Origin of the sequence: Micromonospora sp. C97 (assembly GCF_018070385.1) — a bacterium.
GTDB classification, from domain to species: domain Bacteria; phylum Actinomycetota; class Actinomycetes; order Mycobacteriales; family Micromonosporaceae; genus Micromonospora; species Micromonospora parva.
Genome location: NZ_JAGPXU010000013.1, coordinates 110,282 through 129,204, shown reverse-complemented (window position 1 = coordinate 129,204; position 18,923 = coordinate 110,282). Strand labels below are relative to the sequence as shown.

The 18,923-nt window shown below is 72.7% G+C and carries 16 protein-coding genes; 6 read left to right on the top strand and 10 right to left on the bottom strand.

The annotated features are described in order from the left end of the window. Positions 1-34: 34 nt before the first annotated feature. From KBX26_RS18965 to ettA, 3 genes are read right to left on the bottom strand one after another with little or no spacing between them, the layout of a single operon-like run. Complete coding sequence (locus tag KBX26_RS18965; protein WP_210866019.1) at positions 35-772, bottom strand: hypothetical protein; 738 nt, start codon at positions 770-772, stop codon at positions 35-37. Then, positions 769-1,215 (bottom strand): thioesterase family protein, encoded by a 447-nt coding sequence (locus KBX26_RS18960; protein ID WP_030333456.1) that lies wholly within the window; start codon positions 1,213-1,215, stop codon positions 769-771. The genes KBX26_RS18965 and KBX26_RS18960 overlap by 4 nt, the downstream gene beginning before the upstream one ends. A gap of 12 nt (positions 1,216-1,227) precedes the next feature. After that, positions 1,228-2,904, bottom strand: coding sequence for an energy-dependent translational throttle protein EttA (ettA, locus tag KBX26_RS18955; RefSeq protein ID WP_030333455.1), 1,677 nt, complete (start codon positions 2,902-2,904; stop codon positions 1,228-1,230). Between the two features lie 209 nt (positions 2,905-3,113). Here ettA and KBX26_RS18950 point away from each other — a divergent pair, with 209 nt between their 5' ends. From KBX26_RS18950 to otsB, 4 genes are all read left to right on the top strand, one after another. Beyond that, positions 3,114-3,398 carry a hypothetical protein gene (locus KBX26_RS18950; protein ID WP_156057614.1) on the top strand — a complete coding sequence of 95 codons (285 nt, stop codon included), beginning with the start codon at positions 3,114-3,116 and terminating at the stop codon, positions 3,396-3,398. Continuing rightward, a complete protein-coding gene (locus KBX26_RS18945; RefSeq protein WP_210866018.1) occupies positions 3,395-3,787 on the top strand; it encodes a hypothetical protein in 393 nt (130 codons plus the stop codon). The genes KBX26_RS18950 and KBX26_RS18945 overlap by 4 nt, the downstream gene beginning before the upstream one ends. 143 nt (positions 3,788-3,930) lie before the next feature. Further along, positions 3,931-5,331: a trehalose-6-phosphate synthase gene (locus tag KBX26_RS18940; protein ID WP_030333449.1), complete on the top strand. Its 1,401-nt coding sequence runs from the start codon at positions 3,931-3,933 to the stop codon at positions 5,329-5,331. Between the two features lie 41 nt (positions 5,332-5,372). Further along, positions 5,373-7,934 (top strand): trehalose-phosphatase, encoded by a 2,562-nt coding sequence (otsB, locus tag KBX26_RS18935; RefSeq protein WP_051708603.1) that lies wholly within the window; start codon positions 5,373-5,375, stop codon positions 7,932-7,934. A 221-nt stretch (positions 7,935-8,155) separates the two neighbouring features. Here the strand turns inward: otsB and cobA are convergent, their stop codons facing one another. The 3 genes from cobA to cobC are packed head-to-tail and all read right to left on the bottom strand — an operon-like array spanning position 8,156 to position 11,725. Then, positions 8,156-9,469, bottom strand: coding sequence for a uroporphyrinogen-III C-methyltransferase (gene cobA, locus KBX26_RS18930; protein ID WP_210866017.1), 1,314 nt, complete (start codon positions 9,467-9,469; stop codon positions 8,156-8,158). 40 nt (positions 9,470-9,509) lie between these two features. Further along, a complete protein-coding gene (gene cobT, locus KBX26_RS18925) occupies positions 9,510-10,640 on the bottom strand; it encodes a nicotinate-nucleotide--dimethylbenzimidazole phosphoribosyltransferase (RefSeq protein WP_030333444.1) in 1,131 nt (376 codons plus the stop codon). Beyond that, positions 10,640-11,725: an Rv2231c family pyridoxal phosphate-dependent protein CobC gene (gene cobC, locus KBX26_RS18920; RefSeq protein ID WP_210866016.1), complete on the bottom strand. Its 1,086-nt coding sequence runs from the start codon at positions 11,723-11,725 to the stop codon at positions 10,640-10,642. The genes cobT and cobC overlap by 1 nt, the downstream gene beginning before the upstream one ends. 121 nt (positions 11,726-11,846) lie before the next feature. On the opposite strand from cobC, the gene KBX26_RS18915 reads away from it, so the two are divergent. After that, complete coding sequence (locus KBX26_RS18915) at positions 11,847-13,976, top strand: transglycosylase domain-containing protein (RefSeq protein ID WP_210866015.1); 2,130 nt, start codon at positions 11,847-11,849, stop codon at positions 13,974-13,976. A 43-nt stretch (positions 13,977-14,019) separates the two neighbouring features. Here KBX26_RS18915 and KBX26_RS18910 read toward each other — a convergent pair whose 3' ends face one another. Then, positions 14,020-14,589: a GNAT family N-acetyltransferase gene (locus tag KBX26_RS18910; protein ID WP_210866014.1), complete on the bottom strand. Its 570-nt coding sequence runs from the start codon at positions 14,587-14,589 to the stop codon at positions 14,020-14,022. Further along, positions 14,586-15,989 carry a cobyrinate a,c-diamide synthase gene (locus KBX26_RS18905; protein WP_210866013.1) on the bottom strand — a complete coding sequence of 468 codons (1,404 nt, stop codon included), beginning with the start codon at positions 15,987-15,989 and terminating at the stop codon, positions 14,586-14,588. The genes KBX26_RS18910 and KBX26_RS18905 overlap by 4 nt, the downstream gene beginning before the upstream one ends. A gap of 206 nt (positions 15,990-16,195) precedes the next feature. Here KBX26_RS18905 and KBX26_RS18900 point away from each other — a divergent pair, with 206 nt between their 5' ends. Further along, positions 16,196-17,017, top strand: a complete 822-nt coding sequence (locus KBX26_RS18900) for an SURF1 family protein (RefSeq protein WP_210866012.1) — start codon at positions 16,196-16,198, stop codon at positions 17,015-17,017. A gap of 10 nt (positions 17,018-17,027) precedes the next feature. On the opposite strand, the gene KBX26_RS18895 is transcribed toward KBX26_RS18900, so the two are convergent. Together KBX26_RS18895 and KBX26_RS18890 are read right to left on the bottom strand one after the other, a co-directional pair. After that, the gene (locus KBX26_RS18895) at positions 17,028-18,620 is read right to left on the bottom strand and encodes an ATP-dependent DNA ligase (protein ID WP_247680809.1); all 1,593 of its coding nucleotides are present in this window, start codon (positions 18,618-18,620) and stop codon (positions 17,028-17,030) included. A 94-nt stretch (positions 18,621-18,714) separates the two neighbouring features. Further along, entirely contained in the window at positions 18,715-18,921 is a 207-nt protein-coding gene (locus KBX26_RS18890) for a hypothetical protein (RefSeq protein ID WP_030333429.1), read from the bottom strand. Positions 18,922-18,923: the final 2 nt, after the last annotated feature.

The following is an 18,923-nucleotide window of genomic DNA, read 5'->3' as shown; positions in this document are numbered from 1 at the left end:
AACGACCGCCCCTGACCAGAAGAATGAACCGGGGTCATCCGTTCGGACGAGCGCTCAGGGGCGTCACGGCAAGATCCGTGGCCTTCTGCAACCACGCCGCTCCGTGCGGTCCCACCAGGCCGACCCAACGACCGGCCACCCGCACCTGAACGGTGCCCCCGCCCTCGCCGGCCGACGAGCCGTCGGCGGCGCCGAGGAAGCCCATCCGGACCACCCCCTGCACCAGCCGCTGCGGCACCTCGACCGGCGCGGCGGGCGTCCCGTCCGGGGTGATCAGCACCGCCACGTGGTCGAGCAACGCGTCGCGCAGCGCCCGCTGGCCCACAGCCCGGCCGGCGACACCCTGCTCGCTCGCCGTCCGCAGGGTGCCCGCCGCCGCGTCCGCGATCCGTCGCAGCTCGGCGACGGGCAGCGCCTCCACCTGCTGGCTCCGCGCCAGCGGCAGCGGCCACCGCCACTGGGCGTCCCGCCGGGCCGGCAGGGCCGTACCGCCGCGCTCCAGCTCGGCGAGCAGCTCCGCGGCGGCCACCGTGACGTCCTCAGCGGCACCGTCGGCCGGCCCGCCGGCAACGGTGCGGACCACCAGAACCTGCCACGGCAGCCGGGCCCACAGCGCGACCCGGCCGGGTGCGCCGGCCGGCCGCAGCCGGACCGGCGCGGCCGGGTCCAGGCGGACCAGTCGGGCCAGGAAGGCGCCCGCGTCGGCCACCCCGGCGACACCGTGCGTCGACGCCGCCACCCGGCCCGGCCCAGCGGTGCCCGGCCGGGTCACCCCACACCGCCCTGCGGTGCGTACGTGAGTAGGAAGTCCCGTTCCTCGGTGGTGATCCGCCGGGGCACCTGACGGGTCAGGTCGAACGGCACCAGCACGGACCGGGCCCGGCTGGCCAGCACGTCGCCGTCGTACAGCTCGTAGGCGACGGTGAACCGGGAGGCCCGGATCTCCTCCACCCACAGCTCGATCCGTACGGTGGGCGCCGCCTCCGCGGTTGCCCGGCCGAGCGCGTAGTCGACCGGGCGCAGGTAGTCGACCTCGTGACGGCGGATCACCACCCCGTCGGCGAACGAGCCGACACCCCAGGCCCGCCCGCCGGCGAACATCAACGCGACCCGCGCCTCCTCGTACAGGGTGAGGAAACGCGAGTTGTTGACGTGGCCGTACGCGTCCAGGTCGGACCAGCGCAGGGTGCAGTGGTAGACGAAGCGATCAGACACCGTCTGCGCCGGTCAGTCGCGGGTCAGCTTGCGGTAGGTCACCCGGTGCGGCCGGGCGGCCTCCGCGCCGAGGCGGTCGATCTTGTTCTTCTCGTACGCCTCGAAGTTGCCCTCGAACCAGAACCACTTCGCCGGGTCCTGGTCGTCGCCCTCCCAGGCCAGGATGTGCGTGGCGACGCGGTCCAGGAACATCCGGTCGTGGGAGATGACCACGGCGCAGCCGGGGAACTCCAGCAGGGCGTTCTCCAGGCTGGAGAGCGTCTCCACGTCCAGGTCGTTGGTCGGCTCGTCGAGCAGGATGACGTTGCCGCCGATCTTCAGGGTCAGCGCCAGGTTCAGCCGGTTGCGCTCGCCGCCGGAGAGCACCTTGGTCGGCTTCTGCTGGTCCGGGCCCTTGAAGCCGAACGCGGCGATGTACGCCCGCGACGGCATCTCGACCTTGCCCACCATCAGGTAGTCCAGTCCGTCGGAGACGACCTCCCAGACGGTCTTGTCGCCGTTGAGGCCCTCCCGGTTCTGGTCGACGTACGACAGGGAGACCGTCTCGCCGACCCGGACCGACCCGCCGGTCGGCTGCTCCAGCCCGACGATGGTCTTGAACAGGGTGGTCTTGCCGACGCCGTTCGGGCCGATGATGCCGACGATGCCGTTGCGGGGCAGCGAGAACGACAGGTTGTCGATCAGCAGCCGGTCACCGAAGCCCTTGCTGAGGTTGTTCGCCTCGATCACCGTGCTGCCCAGGCGCGGGCCCGGCGGGATCTGGATCTCCTCGAAGTCCAGCTTGCGGGTCTTCTCCGCCTCGCTGGCCATCTCGTCGTAGCGGTCCAGGCGGGCCTTGGACTTGGTCTGCCGGGCCTTGGCGTTGGAGCGGACCCAGTCCAGCTCCTCGGTGAGGCGCTTCTTCATCTTGGCGTCGCGGCGACCCTCGACGGCCAGTCGGGCGGCCTTCTTCTCCAGGTAGGTGGAGTAGTTGCCCTCGTACCCGATGGCCCGGCCGCGGTCCAGCTCCAGGATCCAGCCGGCCACGTTGTCGAGGAAGTACCGGTCGTGGGTGATCGCCATGACGGTGCCGGCGTACTTCGCCAGGTGCTGCTCCAGCCAGGAGACGCTCTCCGCGTCCAGGTGGTTGGTGGGCTCGTCGAGCAGCAGCAGGTCGGGCGCCTCCAGCAGCAGCTTGCAGAGCGCGACCCGGCGACGCTCACCGCCGGAGAGCTGGGTCACGTCGGCGTCCGGCGGCGGGCAGCGCAGCGCGTCCATGGCCAGTTCGAGCTTGGAGTCGATGTCCCAGGCGTCGAGGTGATCAAGCTCCTCCTGGAGCTTGCCCATCTCCTCCATCAGCTCGTCGGAGTAGTCGGTCGCCATCTGCTCGGCGATCTTGTTGAACCGCTCCAGCTTGGCCTTGGTCTCGGCGACCGCCTCCTCGACGTTGCCGAGCACGGTCTTGGCCTCGTTGAGCGGGGGCTCCTGGGCGAGCATGCCGACGGTGTAGCCGGGCATCAGCCGGGCCTCGCCGTTGCTCGGCTTGTCCAGCCCTGCCATGATCTTGAGGAGGCTGGACTTACCGGCGCCGTTGGGGCCGAGCACACCGATCTTGGCCCCCGGCAGGAAGCTCAACGTGACGTTGTCGAGCACGACCTTGTCGCCGTGCGCCTTGCGCGCCTTTTCCAGGACGTAGATGTACTGGGCCACGGTGCGGGCTACCTCCGTCGGTTGCTGTCGCTGATCGGCGGCGCGGCGCGGGCTGCGAGGACCGCCCGCCGCCGCCGGCCGGGAGCCGGCCGCGCGCACGCCATCGTCAATCCTGACAGGTACGACGCGCTTCGCCCACATCACCCCGCCCTAGGAGTACGCGGGTGAGCCTCTTTGCCGACAGCGGTATTACCAATTAGCGTTCCCGTATGACCAAGAAGATCGCCATCAGCGTGCCCGACGACGTGGCCGACCGGTTGGCCACCGAGCCCAACGTCTCCGCCTTCGTAGCCCGAGCCGTGCGCCGCCAGATGGCCGGCGAAAAAACGCGGGAGGTGCTCGCGCGCGCCGGTTTCGTCATCACCGACGAGGACGTAGCCGAAGCTCATGCGGAGATGGAGCAGCTCAAGGCACGCATCACCCCCGAACTTCGTGAGCAGGCCGCCCGGCTACAGGCAGAGGTCCTCGCGGCGCGGGCGAAGGCACGCCGGTGATCGCGTTCGGGTTGGCGCTGGACACGACCGCGCTCCTCTCCTACTCATCCGGCGCCAGGGATGTCGGAAAGAGGATCGCGGAGGCCGCCGACTACAACAGGGATGTTCTTGTGCCCGCACTGTGCCTCGCAGGCGCCCATGAGCGGGCCACGGCCGAGCAGTGGGAGATGCTCGAACTGCTCGGCGCGCTACCGCAGGTGCAGGTCACCCCCGTCGAACCGGAAATGTGCAGCTATCTCGCCGGTTGGTCGCGCCGGATGAACGGCCGGATGGACCTGGCCCAGTTGGCGATGGACGCCGCTGCGCACCCTCTCGTACCGATCATGACGGATCGGCGGGAGCTGCTCGGCGAGGTGCTGCCCAAGGAATGGCCGATCATCGACCTCTGACCAGGGCGGCTGTCGAGAAGATCACCTTCAGGGTTCGGTCAGACGGAGGCGGGTAGGAGACTCCGGCACTAGGCACAAGACGCCGCAGCTACGCTCAGTACGCTCATCGCGGTGGACCCGTCAGTACCCGGAGGTGGCCGATCGTGACCGTCCGTAGCTCCTTTGTCGTAGTGGCGAACCGTCTGCCGGTCGACGAGGTGAGCACACCCGAGGGCCGGCAGTGGCGACGTAGCCCTGGCGGGCTGGTCACCGCGCTGCACCCCGTCCTCGCCGAACACAAGGGCACCTGGGTCGGCTGGGCCGGTGGCACCGGCGCGGCCCCCGAGCCGTTCGACCTGGAGGGGATCCGGCTGCACCCGGTCCCGCTCAGCGCCGAGGAGCTGGAGCGCTACTACGAGGGCCAGTCCAACGCGACGATCTGGCCGCTCTACCACGACGCGGTGGAGACACCGGCCTACAAGCGCCGGTGGCGCGAGGCGTACCGCCTGGTCAACGCCCGGTTCGCGGAGGCCGCGGCCGACGTGGCGGCCGAGGGCGCGACGGTCTGGGTGCAGGACTACCAGCTCCAGTTGGTCCCGGCGATGCTCCGTGAGCTGCGCCCGGACCTGCGGATCGGGTTCTTCCTGCACATCCCGTTCCCGCCGATCGAGCTGTTCATGCAGATGCCGTTCCGCACCGAGATCCTGCGCGGCCTGCTCGGCGCCGACCTGGTCGGTTTCCAGCAGCGGCTGGCCGCGCAGAACTTCGTCCGGTTGGCCCGGCACCTGCTCGGGCTGCGCTACGAGGGGCAGATGATCCAGGTTGACGGTCGGCAGGTGAAGGCCGGCGCCTTCCCCATCTCGATCGACACCCAGGAAATGGAGCGGATGGCCGCCGACCCGGCGATCCAGGCCCGGGCCAAGCAGATCCGCGCCGAGCTGGGCGACCCGAAGACGATAATCCTGGGCGTGGACCGACTGGACTACACCAAGGGCATCGAGTTGCGGCTCAAGGCCTTCCGGGAACTGCTGGCTGACGGAAAGTTGACAGTTCCCGACGCGGTCATGGTTCAGGTCGCCACGCCCAGCCGCGAGCGCGTGGAGCACTACCAGGCACTACGGGTCAAGGTGGAGCGCGAGGTCGGCCGGATCAACGGCGAGTTCGGTCGGGTCGGCGTGCCGGCGGTCCATTACCTCCATCAGTCGTACAGTCGCAGTGAGCTGGCGGCGATGTACGTTGCTGCCGACGTGATGATGGTGACCCCGCTGCGAGACGGAATGAACCTCGTGGCGAAGGAATACGTAGCATCACGTGCCGACCAGGGTGGAGCGCTCGTACTCAGTGAGTTCGCCGGTGCCGCCACCGAGCTTCGCCAGGCATTTTTGTGTAACCCGCACGACCCGGACGCGGTCAAGGACGCCCTCCTCCGGGCCGTGCACGTGGAGAAAACCGAGGCACGCCGCCGGATGCGGACAATGCAACGTCACCTGCGTACCCACGACGTGGGCCACTGGGCCAAGTCTTTCCTCTCGGAGCTCGGAGTTCCCGAGGCGGAGGCCGAGTGAACACGTCCGTCAACGATGGGGCGGCAATCGCCACCGGGGTCATGGACCCTGAGCTGCGCGCCGCCATCGGCCGGATCGCCCGGGTCCCCCAGCTCCTGGTCGCCTGCGACTACGACGGCACGCTCGCGCCGATCGTGGAGGATCCGAGCACGGCCGTCCCGCTGCCCGAGTCGGTGGCCGCGGTCCGCGCACTCGCCGCGCTGCCGCAGACCACCGTCGCGGTGGTCTCCGGTCGGGCGCTGCGCGACCTGGCCGCCCTCTCCCGGCTGCCCAGCGAGGTGCACCTCGTCGGCAGCCACGGCTCCGAGTTCGACATCGGCTTCGTCGAGCGGCTCTCGCCCGAGCTGGTCGCCGTCCGCACCCAGGTCCGCAACGCGCTGCGCGAGATCGCCGCCGAGCACCCGGGCATCCGGCTGGAACGCAAACCGGCCAGCGTCGCCATGCACACCCGGGGAATCGACCCGCAGGTCGCGGCCTCGGCCATCGAGGCGGTGCTCAACGGTCCGGCCACGTTCGACGGCGTCACGGTGACCCAGGGCAAGGAGGTCATCGAGCTCTCCGTGGTGGCCACCCACAAGGGCACCGCTGTCGACCAGCTCCGGACCCAGCTCGCCGCCAGCGCGGTGCTGTTCATCGGCGACGACATCACCGACGAGAACGCGTTCGGCAACCTGCACGGCCCCGACCTCGGTATCAAGATCGGCCCCGGTGACACCCAGGCCGGCTACCGGGTGGCCGACCCGCTGGAGGCCGCGCGGGCACTCGCGCTGCTGCTGGAGACCCGCCGGCACTGGCTGTTCGGCGAGCGGGCGGTGCCGATCGAGCGGCACTCCATGCTGGCCAACGGTCGTACCGTCGCGTTGCTCACCCCCGAGGCCAAGGTGAGCTGGCTCTGCCACCCCAAGCCGGACTCGGCGGCGATCTTCGCCGATCTGGTCGGTGGCAGCCCGGCCGGCCACTTCAGCATCGTCCCGGAACGCGGCGGCATCCCGCTGGGTCAGCGCTACCGCTCCGGCACGATGACAGTGGAGACCCGCTGGTCCGGGCTCACCGTCACCGACTGGTTGGACAAGCCGGCCCGGGAAACCACCCCGGACGGCCCGGCGGTCGTCACCGGTGACTCGACCCTGGTCCGGGTGCTGACCGGCGGCGGCAAGGCCCGGGTGGAGTTCGCACCGCGGCCGGAGTTCGGCCAGGTGGCCGTGCAGTTGCAGCCACTCGGCGACGGCCTGCTGGTGCTCGGCTCCAACGAGCCGGTCGCGCTCTACTCCCCCGGCGTGCAGTGGGAGGTCGGCAACGACGGCGGGTACGAGACCGCCAAGGCGATCGTCGACCTCTCCGCGGCCGGCGGACAGGTCGTGCTGGAGCTGCGCTTCGGCACGCACAGCCTGGAACATCACCGGGTGCCGATCCACGAGCGTCAGGCCGCCGCCGAGCAGCCGTGGAAGGACTGGGTGGCCTCGCTGCGGCTGCCGTCCACCGCTCGTGACCTGGTCGCGCGCAGCGCCCTCACCCTGCGCGGGCTCTGCCACGAGGCCACCGGCTCGATCCTGGCCGCGGCGACCACCTCGCTCCCCGAGGAGCTGGGCGGCGTCCGCAACTGGGACTACCGCTACTGCTGGCTGCGCGACGCCGCGCTGACCGCCCGCGCCCTGGTCGACCTGGGCTCCGTCGAGGAGGCCGAGGCGCTGCTGCGCTGGGTGGACGGCTGCATCGAGCGCACCGGCGGGCACCCGGAGCGGCTGCACCCGCTCTACACCATCGACGGTTACGAGCTGGGCGCCGAGGCGGTCATCGACACGCTGCCCGGGTACGCCGGCTCCCGGCCGGTCCGGGTCGGCAACCTCGCCAACCACCAGTTGCAGCTGGACGTCTTCGGCCCGATCGCCGACCTGATCGCGGCCGTCGCCGACGCCCGCGGCTCGGTCCGCGACGACGAGTGGCGGGTCCTGGAGAACATGGTCGAGGCGGTCCGCCGCCGCTGGCACGAGCCCGATCACGGCATCTGGGAGGCCCGGCTGCCACCCCGGCACCACGTGTTCTCCAAGGTGATGTGCTGGATGACGGTCGACCGGGCGCTGCACGTGATGCGCCAGCACGGCGGCGAGGACCGGCCCGAGTGGAAGGACCTGCGGGACCGGATCGGCGCCAACGTGCTGGAGCACGGCTGGCACTCCGACGTCGAGGCGTACAGCGTCGCGTACGGGGACGAGGACATGGACGCCTCGTCGCTCTGGATCGGCCTCTCCGGCCTGCTCCCGGGCGACGACCCGCGCTTCCTGTCCACAGTCCTGCGGATCGAGGCGGACCTGCGCAGCGGCCCGGTCGTCTACCGCTACCACTGGGACGACGGCCTGCCCGGCCGCGAGGGCGGTTTCCACATCTGCACGGCGTGGCTGATCGAGGCGTACCTGCGCACCGGTCGGCGCACCGACGCCGAGGAGCTGTTCGCGCAGATGGTGCTGACCGCCGGCCCGACCGGCCTGCTCCCCGAGCAGTACGACCCGCTGGCCGAGCGCGGCCTGGGCAACCACCCGCAGGCGTACAGCCACCTCGGGCTGATCCGCTGTGCCCTGCTGCTGGACAACATGCTCAAGCAGTAGTCGACCGACAGACCACGACGGGCCGGAGCAGCGCTGCTCCGGCCCGTCGTCTGTGCCGGCACCGCCACGTCGCCGGCCCGCTGTCCTGACCCTCGCCGCACCGGCCATCGCTGGCAATCTTGGACAGTTTCCGTCAGCACGTGACGGAAACTGTCCAAGATCTCGTCCGTGAGCACCCTGGCACGCCCGACCGGTGTCGTCGGCGCGGTCGGAACGGACCCTCAGCCGTCGAGCGTGCCCACCACGTCTCCCACCACGACGACGGCGGGCGGGCGCAGGTCGGCGGCGAGCAGGTCGGCGGCCACCTCGCCCAGCGTGGACCGCAGGACGCGTTGGGTGCCGGTGGTGGCTTCCTGGACGACGGCGGCCGGCGTCTGCGGCGGCCGACCGTGGGCGATCAGGGTGGCAGTGATGGCGGCGAGGTTCTTCAGCCCCATCAGGATCACCAGGGTGCCGTGCAGACCGGCGAGGGCGTCCCAGCGCACCAGCGAGGCCGGCGAGTCGGGTGCCAGGTGCCCGGAGACCACTGTGAACTCGTGCGCCACCCCCCGATGGGTGACCGGAATCCCGGCCGCCGCCGGGGCGGCGATCGAACTGGTCACCCCGGGGACCACTGTCACCGGCACACCGGCCGCCGCGCAGGCCAGCAACTCCTCACCACCGCGCCCGAAGACGTACGGGTCGCCGCCCTTGAGCCGGACCACGACGGCGCCGGCCAGGGCCCGGTCGACCAGGATCTGGTTGATCTCCTCCTGGGCCCGGGACGGGCCGTAGGGGATCTTCGAGGCGTCCACCAGCTCGACGTCCGGGCGCAGCTCGTCCAGGAGCAGGCCGGGCACCAGGCGGTCGGCGACCACCACGTCCGCCTCGGTGAGCAGCCGCCAGCCCTTGACCGTGATCAGCTCGGGATCACCAGGCCCCGCCCCGACCAGCGCCACCCGCCCGGCCCGCCGCCCACCGCCCGCACCGCCCGCACTGCCCGCACTGCCCGCACCGCCCGCGCCGACCACGTCGGTCCCACCTGTCGCACCGGCCGAAGAGCCGGGCCGGCCCCGCGTCGAAGCGGTCCCGTCCGATCCCAGGCGGACCGCGAGCAGGTCGCGGATCGCGTCACGGACGGTCATCGCCCGTCGGGGGTCGCCGCCGCCGAGCACCGCCACGGTGACCGGGCCGTGCCGGGTCACCGCCGGGGTCCAGGCGGTGGCGGCCGTGCGGTCGTCGGCCCGGACGCAGAAGATCCGCCGCTCGGCGGCGACGGCGCTCACCGAGGCCGCCGCCATCGGGTCGTCGATGGCGACCTGGACCAGCCAGGCGCCGTCCAGGTCCTCCGGTTCGAACCGGCGCGGCACCCAGTGCAGTCGCCCCGCGTCGACCTGGGCGCGCAGCGCCGGGGTCAGTTCCGGGGCCACCAGCAGGACGTCCGCACCGGCGTCCATTAGCGCGGGCACCCGCCGGGTGGCGACCGTGCCGCCGCCCACCACCACCACCCGTCGCCCGTGCAGGCGCAGCCCGAGCGGGTACGGGTTGGCGGTCATGCCGCACCGCCGGGGCGGACGGCTCGTTGGTCGCGCGCTGTCACTTCTCGGCCACCCCGGCGGAGTCGAAGGTGGCCACCTCGTGCAGCACCCGGACCGCGCCGGTGACCACTGGCAGCGCCAGCAGCGCGCCGGTGCCCTCGCCGAGGCGCAGCCCCAGGTCGATCAGCGGGTCGAGCCCGAGGTGGCGCAGCGCCACTGTGGCACCGGGCTCGGCCGAGCGGTGGCCGGCGACCATCGCGCAGACCGCAGCCGGGGCGAACGCGGCGGCGGCGAGGGCGGCCGAGACCCCGATCACGCCGTCCAGCAGCACCGGCGTGCGGCGCGCCGCGGCACCCAGGATCAGCCCGGCCAGGGCGGCGTGCTCCAGGCCACCGACGGCGGCCAGCACCCCCAGCGGGTCGGCCGGGTCGGGGGTGTGCCGGGCCAGCGCGGCCCGCACCACCGCCACCTTGTGGGCGTACGTCGGGTCGTCGACGCCGGTGCCCCGACCGGTGGCGTCGAGCGCGTCGACGCCGGTGAACGCGGCGATCAGCGCGGCGGCCGGGGTGGTGTTGCCGATGCCCATGTCTCCGGTGAGCAGGATGCCGGCACCGGCGTCGATCAGCTCGTCGGCGATGCGGATGCCGGTCTGTACCGCCGCCAGCGCCTCGTCCCGGGTCAGCGCGGTGGTCACAGTGAAATCGCTGGTGCCCCGGCGGACCGACGCGACGACCAGCCGGGGCACTGCCGGGTCGAGCACTGCCGGACCGGTGACCGCTGGGTCGAGCACCGCCGGGTCGGAACCGGCCGGCGCGGCGGCCGGGTCGGTGGCCAGCGGGGTGGCCACGCCGACGTCGACGACGGTGACCGAGGCACCAGCCTGCCGGGCGAACGCGTTGACCACCGCACCGCCGGCCAGGAAGTTGCCGATCATCTGCGCGGTGACCTCCTGCGGCCAGGGGCTGACCCCCTGGGCGTGCACCCCGTGGTCGCCGGCGAAGATCGCCACCGCGGCCGGCTCGGGCAGCGGCGGTGGGCACGCCCCGGCCAGACCGGCGAGGCGTACCGAAAGCTCCTCCAGCGCGCCCAGCGAGCCCACCGGCTTGGTCAGTCGTCCGTGCAGCTCCCGGGCGGCGGCCATGGCCGCCTCGTCCGCCGGACGGATCGCCGCGATCGTGGTCTCCAGCATCATGCCTCCATGGTCTCGCGCAGCACGTCGATGAACGCGTCGGTGGTGTTTCGGTCACGTACCGCCACCCGCAGCCAGTCCGGGCCGAGGCCGGGGAACGTGTCGCCCCGGCGCACCGCCCAGCCGCGCTCGCGCAGGGCCGCCCGGATCCGGGTGGCGCCCGGCAGGTGCAGCAGCACGAAGGCGCTGGCGGGACGGCCGACGACGCGTACACCGGGCAGGTCGGCCAGTCGCGCGACCAGGTGGTCGCGGTCGGCGGCGAGGTCGGCGGCGATGGCGCGTTCGGCCTGGACCGCGACGACGCTGGCGCAGGCCGACGCGGCCGCCAGCGCGGGCGTGGAGACGGCCCAGAGCGGCTGGACGGCGGCCAGGCGGGACAGCAGTTCCGCTTCGCCGAGCAGGTAGCCGATCCGGAGGCCGGCCAGACCCCACGTCTTGGTGAGGCTGCGCACCACGAGCAACCCGGGCAGGTCGCGGCGTTCGGCCAGCGACTCCGGCTCGCCGGGGTGCCCGGGGGCGGTGGTGGTGTCGGCGAACGCCTCGTCGACCACCAGCACCCGGCCGGGGCGGGCCAGCGCGGCCACCGTCCCGGCGGAGTGCAGCACCGAGGTCGGGTTCGTCGGGTTGCCGATCATCACGAGGTCGGCGTCGGCGGGCACCCGGGACGGGTCGAGCCGGAAGTCGTCGGCGGCGTCGAGCAGCACCCGCTCGACCTGGTGTCCGGCGGCCCGCAACGCGGCCTCCGGCTCGGTGAACTGCGGGTGCACCACCACCGGGCGGCGGACGCCGCGCAGCGCCTGGGCGATCAGCACGAAGCCTTCGGCGGCCCCGGCGGTGAGCAGCACCTCGTTCGGGTGACGGTGGTGTCGGGCGGCGACCGCCGCGCGGGCCGGCGCCGGGTCCGGATAGCGGGCCAGGTCGGTGAGGGTCGCGGCGATCGGGTCGGCGAGCCAGGCGGGAGGCCGGGCCCGACGGACATTGACGGCGAGGTCGATCAGGCCGGCGGTGGCCTCCGCGTCGCCGTGGTGCCCGAGGTCCGGCTCGAACCCGGTAGGTGGGGCGAGCGTGCTCGGCTGATCAGACATGTCCGCGATCCTGCCGGGAAGGTGGCCGGTGGGACAGCCGATCTCGACGTAAGCCGCGTCACCACTCGCCGGTTTAAGAGTTCTTCTCATGTACGAATCGGAAATGTCATAACTTGACCAGGTGAGCAATCGACCCCTTGCCGCCGCTGGTCGTCTCGTCCCTCTCCTGCGTGCCGGGCTGATCGCCGGAATCGTGATCGCCGCCGCCGCGTACCCACTGGTCGCCCTCACCGGGCTCGGCGCGAAGGCCACCGCGCACGCCGTGGACCAGAAGACCCGGGTGCTGAAGACCGCCCTGCCCGCCGAGACCTCGTACCTCTACGCCCCCGACGGCAAGACCGTGCTGACCATGTTCTACGAGGAGTACCGGCAGTACACCAAGCTGTCGGACATGTCGCCGAACATCCAGCAGGCGATCGTCGCGGCCGAGGACTCCCGCTTCTACCAGCACCACGGCGTCGACCCGAAGGGCGTGGCCCGGGCCTTCGTCTCCAACGCCCGCTCCGGCGGCTCCCAGGGCGCCTCGACGCTGACCATGCAGTACGTCCGGATGGCCCTGCGGGACAGCGCGACCACGCCCAAGCAGGTCCAGGAAGCCACCCAGCAGACCAGCCTGCGCAAGGTCAAGGAGATGCGGATGGCGCTGGACCTGGAGAAGGAGCTGAGCAAGGAACAGATCATGGAGCGCTACCTGAACTCGGCGTACTTCGGGCACCGCGCGTACGGCATCTACGCGGCCAGCGAGATCTTCTTCTCCAAGACGCCCAAGGACCTCACCCCGGTCGAGGCCGCCACCCTCGCCGGACTGGTGAAGTCCCCGTCCGAGTACGACCCGGCCGACTCCGACCAGAAGGAGGCCACCGGCCGGCGCAACTACGTGCTGGACCGGATGAGCCAACTCGGCTACCTCTCCCCCGACTCGGCCGCCGCCGCCAAGTCCGAGCCGATCCGGCTCAAGCTGACCACCCCACCGCACGACTGCGCCGCGGTGACGGAGAAGTACAACAGCTGGGGCTTCGCCTGCGACTACCTGAAGAACTGGTGGAGCGCGCAGCCCGCGTTCGGCGCGAACCGGCTGGAACGGATGGACAACCTGCGGCGGGGCGGCTACCGGATCGTGCTCAGCCTCGACCCGAAGATCCAGGAGGCGGCGGAGAAGAGCGTCGGCGCCAAGGACGCCACCGGCAGCCCGTTCGCCAACGGCATCGTGGTCTCCGAGCCGGGCACCGGGCGGGTGAAGGCGATGGCGGTCAACCGGACGTACTCGCTGGACCTGGCCGAGAATCCGCAGAGCTCCAACCCCGAGGCCGGGCCGAAGGTGAAGGCCAACTACCCGAACACGGTCGCGCCGCTGCTCGGCGGCGGTGACCTGGCCGGCTACCAGGCCGGGTCGACGTTCAAGATGTTCCCGATGTTGGCCGCGCTGGACTCGGGGATGACCCTCTCCACCTCGTTCAACGCGCCCTACCGCTACAAGTCGTCCGTGTACGACGGCTGGGCCCCCTCCAACGCCAGCGGGGCCATGACCGGTCAGCAGACCATGTGGTCCGGCTTCGGCAAATCGGTCAACACGTACTTCGTGTGGCTGGAGGAGAAGGTCGGCGCGGACCGGGCGGTCCGGTTGGCCGAACAGCTCGGGCTGCGCTGGCGCACCGACGTCGACCGGGAACAGGCATCCCCGGCCAAGGCGAAGAAGTGGGGCGCGTTCACCCTGGGCGTCTCCGACGCCACCCCACTGGAGATGGCGAACGCCTACGCCGCCATCGCCGCCGACGGCCGCTACTGCGAGGCCATCCCGGTGCAAGCGATCATGAACCGGGACGGCACGCCAGCCACGTACGCCACCCCGGGCGGCCTGCACCGCGAAGTGGCCAAGCCACGGTGCCGGCAGGTCGTCAGCGCGGACGCCGCGCGGGCAGCCACCGACGCGGCCCGCTGCCCCACCGGCGACACCCCGGCGCGCGGCAGCTGCGGCGGCTGGTCCACCGCCGACAGCGTGCGGGGCACCGTCGGACGCCCGGTGGCCGGCAAGACGGGTACGACCGACAGCACCAGGTCGGCCTGGTTCGTGGGCTACACCCCGGAGTTGGCGGCGGCGAGCTTCATCTCCGACCCGGACAATCCGTTCAACGCGGTCGGTGACGGGCAGTCCCAGATCCCCATCAAGGCGGTCTCGGAGACCCTGCGCGACGGCCTGAAGGGCAGCCCGACCCGCCAGTTCACCCCACCGTCCGACGCCATCGTCGGCTGACCGGCACGCGGGTCAGCGCGGGTCAGCGCAGGTCAACGGTGACTCAGCGCAGGTCGGCTGCGACGAACGACCACAGCTCCAGATCCACCCGGCCGCCGCTGACGAACCCGGCGTTACGCAGCAGACCCTCGTAGCTGAACCCGGCCTTCTCGGCGACCCGGCGCGAGGCCAGGTTGCCGGGCGCCACCCGCAGCTCGACCCGTTGGAAGCCGTGCTCCAGGATCAGCGCGATGGCCACCGCGTCGACCGCCTCGGCGGCGAAGCCGAAGCCCCGCGCGGGTGCCGCCATCGCGTAGGAGATCTCGGTGAGGCGGGCGCCCCAGTCGGTACGCCGGGTCCACAGCGAGCCCACCACCTGGTCGTCCTCGCGCCGCACCACCGCGTAGTGGTCGCCCTCCCCGCTGTCGCGCCGCTGCCGGGCCAGATCGGTGCACCAGGCCAACCCGTCGATCGGGCCGGAGTCGTCGGGCAGCGGCAGCCAACGCCGGGTCAGCTTGTCGGCGAAGATCTCCCCGGCCGCCGCCGCGTCGGCCGCCGTGAGCTGACGCACCTCGGTACGCGGGGTGGAGACGGTCAACGCCGGGAATCGGCGCACCGCCACCTGACCGATCACACCGGCACCCCGCCGGACTGCGCGGCTACCACCTCGCCCGTCGGGTCGGCCGCCGCCGCGGCGACCAGCCGGGTGGCCGTCGCCGGATGACTGGCCCAGTGCACGGTGAGCTGCGAGGCGTGCACGTTACGCCAGACGAAGCCCTCCGGCGCACCGCCCTCCCAGCTCCAGGCCGGGCGCTGACCGGCGCGCGGGGTGAGCACCGCACGGTGCGCCTTGTGCCCGACCAGCACCGTGCCGCTGGCGGCGACCACACTGTCGGTCTGGGCGGTCGCCTCCCGGTAGCCGGCCACCACCCCGTCCCGGCTGACGCCGACCGCGTCCAGGACACCGCACATCGGCAGCCCGTCCAACTCCCGGGCCAGCCACAGCAGCCCGGCGCCCTCGGCGATCACCGGACGGCCGGTCCGCGCCAACTCGGCCACCGCGATGCAGAGCCGCCGGTTGGCCGACAACTGCCCGGCGTACGCCTCGGGCAGCGCGCCGCCGACGACCAACGCGCGGGTGCCGACCGGCAGCGCCTCGTCGCGCAGCGGGTCCAGGACGACGACCTCGGCGCCGGCGGCCCGGAGCAACTCCGCCGTCTCCGGGTGGCTGAAGCTGCCGCCGGGCCCACCGGCCACCGCCACCAGCGGACGGTTCGCCGGGGGTGTGAACGCGCCGATGGCCTCCTCGGGAGACCAGGCCGGCGCCGGCAGCGGCGGGGCGGAGCGGGCCAGCCCGAGCAGCCGTTCCAGGTCGACGGTGGCGGCGACGGCCTCGCCCAGCCGGCGGACCGCACGGACGGCGTCGGCCGAACCCTCTACCACCGGGGCCACGCCGTGCCGCCGCGACGGCAGCACCGCCGGCAGGTCCTGGCGGCGCAGCGCGCCGTAGACCGGCACCCCCACGTCGTCCAACGCCTCGCGCAGCATCCCCTCGTGCCGCGACGACGCCACCCGGTTGAGGATCACCCCGCCGAGCCACAACTGCTCGTCGTACGAGCGGAACCCGTGCACCAGGGCGGCCACCGACTGACCCATCGCGGCCACGTCGACAACGAGCACCACCGGGCTGCGCAGCGCGGCGGCCGCGGCGGCGGTGGACTCCTGCTCGGGACGGCCACCGACCGAGTCGTACAACCCCATGCTGCCCTGCACCACGGCGAGCCCGGCACCGGTGGCGCCGTGCGCCACCAGCGGGGCGAGCCGATCGACGCCGACCAGCCGGGGGTCGATCACCCGGCCCGGCCGACCGGAGGCGAGACCGAGGTAGGCGGCGTCGACGTGATCCGGCCCGAGCTTGAACCCGGCGACGTCGACCCCGCGCTCGGCCAGGGCGGCGAGCAGCCCGATCGCCAGCGCGTTCTTACCGTGCCCAGAGGACGGCGCGCTGAGCACCAGGCGCGGCACGACGGTCATCATCGACTCCTCGCGAGCGGCGGCGGGTACGCGACGGGACGACCGGGGCCGATCCGTCGGCGTGACGATACCCGCCCGGCCGCAGGCGCGAGCACCGCCAACCGGGGCGGACGGTCCGGCCCTGGCAGGGGCCCCGGACGACGATCCCGGCCCGGTCCGGCCCGGTCCAGGTCAGTGGCGCCGGTCATACGAGTAGCCTCGGTGCCGTGTACCGGTTCCTGCTGAGCCCACGCTGGCTGGGCGCTCTCGCGCTGACCCTGGTCGCCGCCGCCGTCATGGTGTTCCTGGGCAACTGGCAGCTGGACCGCTACCGGGGGCGCACCGAGGTCAACGAGCGGATCGACGCGGGCCAGCGGATGGTCCCCGCGCCGCTCGCCGACGCGCTGCGCGCCCCCAGCGGCGGCCCCGGGACGGTGGGTCCGGCCCCCGCCGAGGACAAGGTCTGGACCCGGGTCACCGTCACCGGCCGGTACGACCCCGCGAACACCGTGCTGGTCCGCGGCCGCACGGTGGACAGCCGCGTCGGCTTCGAGGTGCTCACCCCGCTGGTGCTCACCGACGGCACGGCGCTGCTGGTGGACCGGGGCTGGATCCCGCCGGCAGCCGGTGGGGCGACCGCCCAGCCGTCGGTGCCGGCCGCGCCGACCGGCGACGTGACGGTGGTCGGACGGGTGCACGAGACCGAGAGCGGCGCCGGCGCGGTGGCCCGACGTGACGGGCTGCTGGAGATCCGGCGGATCGGGGTGTCACGGCTGGCCGGCGAGCTTCCCTACCCGGTCTACGGCGCCTACCTGCTGCTCGACGAGCAGACCCCGGCAGCCGACCCGGTGTTCAAGGCGGTGCCGGTGGGGCACGCCAACAACTGGCAGAACTTCGGCTACGTCGTGCAGTGGTGGCTGTTCGCGGTGATGGCCCTGTTCGGCTACGGCTGGGTGGCCCGTCGTGAGGCCCGCCGGGCCGCCGGCATCGGCGTCACCGAGGCTCCCCTGGACCGGGCCGCCGAGCCTGCGCCGACCGCGTCCGCCTGAGCACTCCCCGTCAGCCGCTCACCCGGCCGGCGTGGATGGCGCGGACCGCGTCGATGGTGTCCGCCTCGGCGGCGGACTTGTCGTCGCGGTAACGCACCACCCGGGCGAACCGCAGCGCCATCCCGCCGGGATAGCGCGAACTCGTCTGCACCCCGTCGAAGGCGATCTCCACCACCTGCTCGGGCCGGACCCGGACGACCCAGTCGCCGCGCTCGACAGCGAGGTCGAGGAACCGCTCGGTCTGCCAGCGCAGCAGCTCGTCGGTGAGCCCCTTGAACGTCTTGCCGAGCATGACGAAGTCGCCGGTGCGCGCGTCACGCGCACCCAGATGCAGGTTGGACAGCCAGCCCTTGCGTCGGCCGCTGCCCCACTCGACGGCGAGGACCACCAGGTCGAGCGTGTGTCGCGGTTTCACCTTGACCCAGGCGGAACCGCGCCGGCCGGCGTCGTAGGGGGCGTCCGGGGCCTTCACCACCACGCCCTCCTGGCCGGCGTCGAGCGCTGCGGCGAACGCGCTGGCGGCCTGCTCCGGATCGTCGACCTCCATGCGGCCGACCAGCAGCGACGAATCCACAGCACCGGCGAGGGCGGCCCACCGCTCCCTGCCGGGGAGGTCGATCAGATCCTCGCCGTCGAGGTGCAGCAGGTCGAAGAAGTACGGGGTGAGCACCGTCGCACCCGTGCTGGCAGCCGCCGCGAGCACCGCCGGGGCGACCGGGGTGCGCCCGGTGGTGCTGGGGGTGGTGCGCCGGGCGGCCCGGCTCGACGTCTGTTGGAACGGCAGCGGGCGGCCGGTCTCGTCGAGGCCGATCGCTTCGCCGTCGAGGACCATCTCCCGGCCGGGCAGGGCGCGGACCGCGGCGACCACCTCGGGCACCCGGGTGGTGATCTCGTCGAGGCTGCGGGTGAACACCGCGATGTCGGTGCCGGAGCGGTGCACCTGGATGCGGATGCCGTCGAGCTTCACGTCGACCACCGCCGGCGTGCCGGTCGCGGCGAGCGCTTCGTCGACCGAGGGGGCGCTCTGCGCGAGCATCGGCGCCAGCGGTCGGCCGACCCGCAGACCGAACCCAGCCAGCTCGGCGGCCCCGCCGGCCAGCGCGGCCACCGCCACGGCCCGCAGATCACCGGCGAGCAGCAGCGCCCGACGGACCGCTGCCACCGGCACCTCGGCGGCCCGGGCCACCGCGTCCGCGAGGAGCCCGGCCTGGGCGCCCTGACGGAGCTCGCCGCTGAACAGACCGGTGAGCAGGCGCTGCTCGTCGGCCGTCGCCGCCGCGTAGAGGGCGCCGAGCAGCGCCCGACGTCGAGCCTGCGAGCCCGAGCCGTGCACGGCGGCGATCTGCGCGATGGCGGCGTCCACGGCGGCCACCGTCAACGTCGGCTCGGCGGCCGGGGGCGGCAGGTCACGCAGGCTCGCGTAGCCAACCCCGGTCTGCCGTTGGCGCAGCTCACCGGCGAGATAGCCGGCGCCGGGCTCGACCTCGTCGGGATCCAGTCGGCGCAGCGCGTCAGCGAGCAGCTCCACCTTGGCGCGTCGGCCGCTGGTGGCACCGACGGCGGCGGAGGTGGCTGCCAGATCGAGGAACCGCACGCAGCTCATCCTGCCAGGCACCTCCGACACCGCCCGGGCATTGCCGTGCCCGGGCGGTGTCGGCAGGGTGCCGCCCGCTCACGCGGACGACGGGCGGGCAGCCCTAGGCCGAGACGGGCTCCTCGATGCGTAGCCCCCGGGCCCGGACCTCGCCGGCCACGCGGGAGAGCACCGAGTCGAGGGCGACCAGTGCGGCGGAAAGCTCACCGAGCTGTTCGTTGAGCGTGTCCTCGGACCACGCGGAGACGTCGACATCTCCCAGCGCGCTGACAGCGGCCCCCAACCGGGCCATCACCTCGTTCGTACTCATGT

Coding starts and splice junctions, on each gene's coding strand:
- otsB (WP_051708603.1), top strand. CDS start 5,373: ATGGACCCTGAGCTGCGCGCCGCCATCGGCCGGATCGCCCGGGTCCCC.
- cobT (WP_030333444.1), bottom strand. CDS start 10,640: ATGCTGGAGACCACGATCGCGGCGATCCGTCCGGCGGACGAGGCGGCC.
- KBX26_RS18905 (WP_210866013.1), bottom strand. CDS start 15,989: ATGACCGTCGTGCCGCGCCTGGTGCTCAGCGCGCCGTCCTCTGGGCAC.
- cobC (WP_210866016.1), bottom strand. CDS start 11,725: ATGTCTGATCAGCCGAGCACGCTCGCCCCACCTACCGGGTTCGAGCCG.
- KBX26_RS18950 (WP_156057614.1), top strand. CDS start 3,114: ATGACCAAGAAGATCGCCATCAGCGTGCCCGACGACGTGGCCGACCGG.
- KBX26_RS18890 (WP_030333429.1), bottom strand. CDS start 18,921: ATGAGTACGAACGAGGTGATGGCCCGGTTGGGGGCCGCTGTCAGCGCG.
- cobA (WP_210866017.1), bottom strand. CDS start 9,469: ATGACCGCCAACCCGTACCCGCTCGGGCTGCGCCTGCACGGGCGACGG.
- KBX26_RS18895 (WP_247680809.1), bottom strand. CDS start 18,620: ATGAGCTGCGTGCGGTTCCTCGATCTGGCAGCCACCTCCGCCGCCGTC.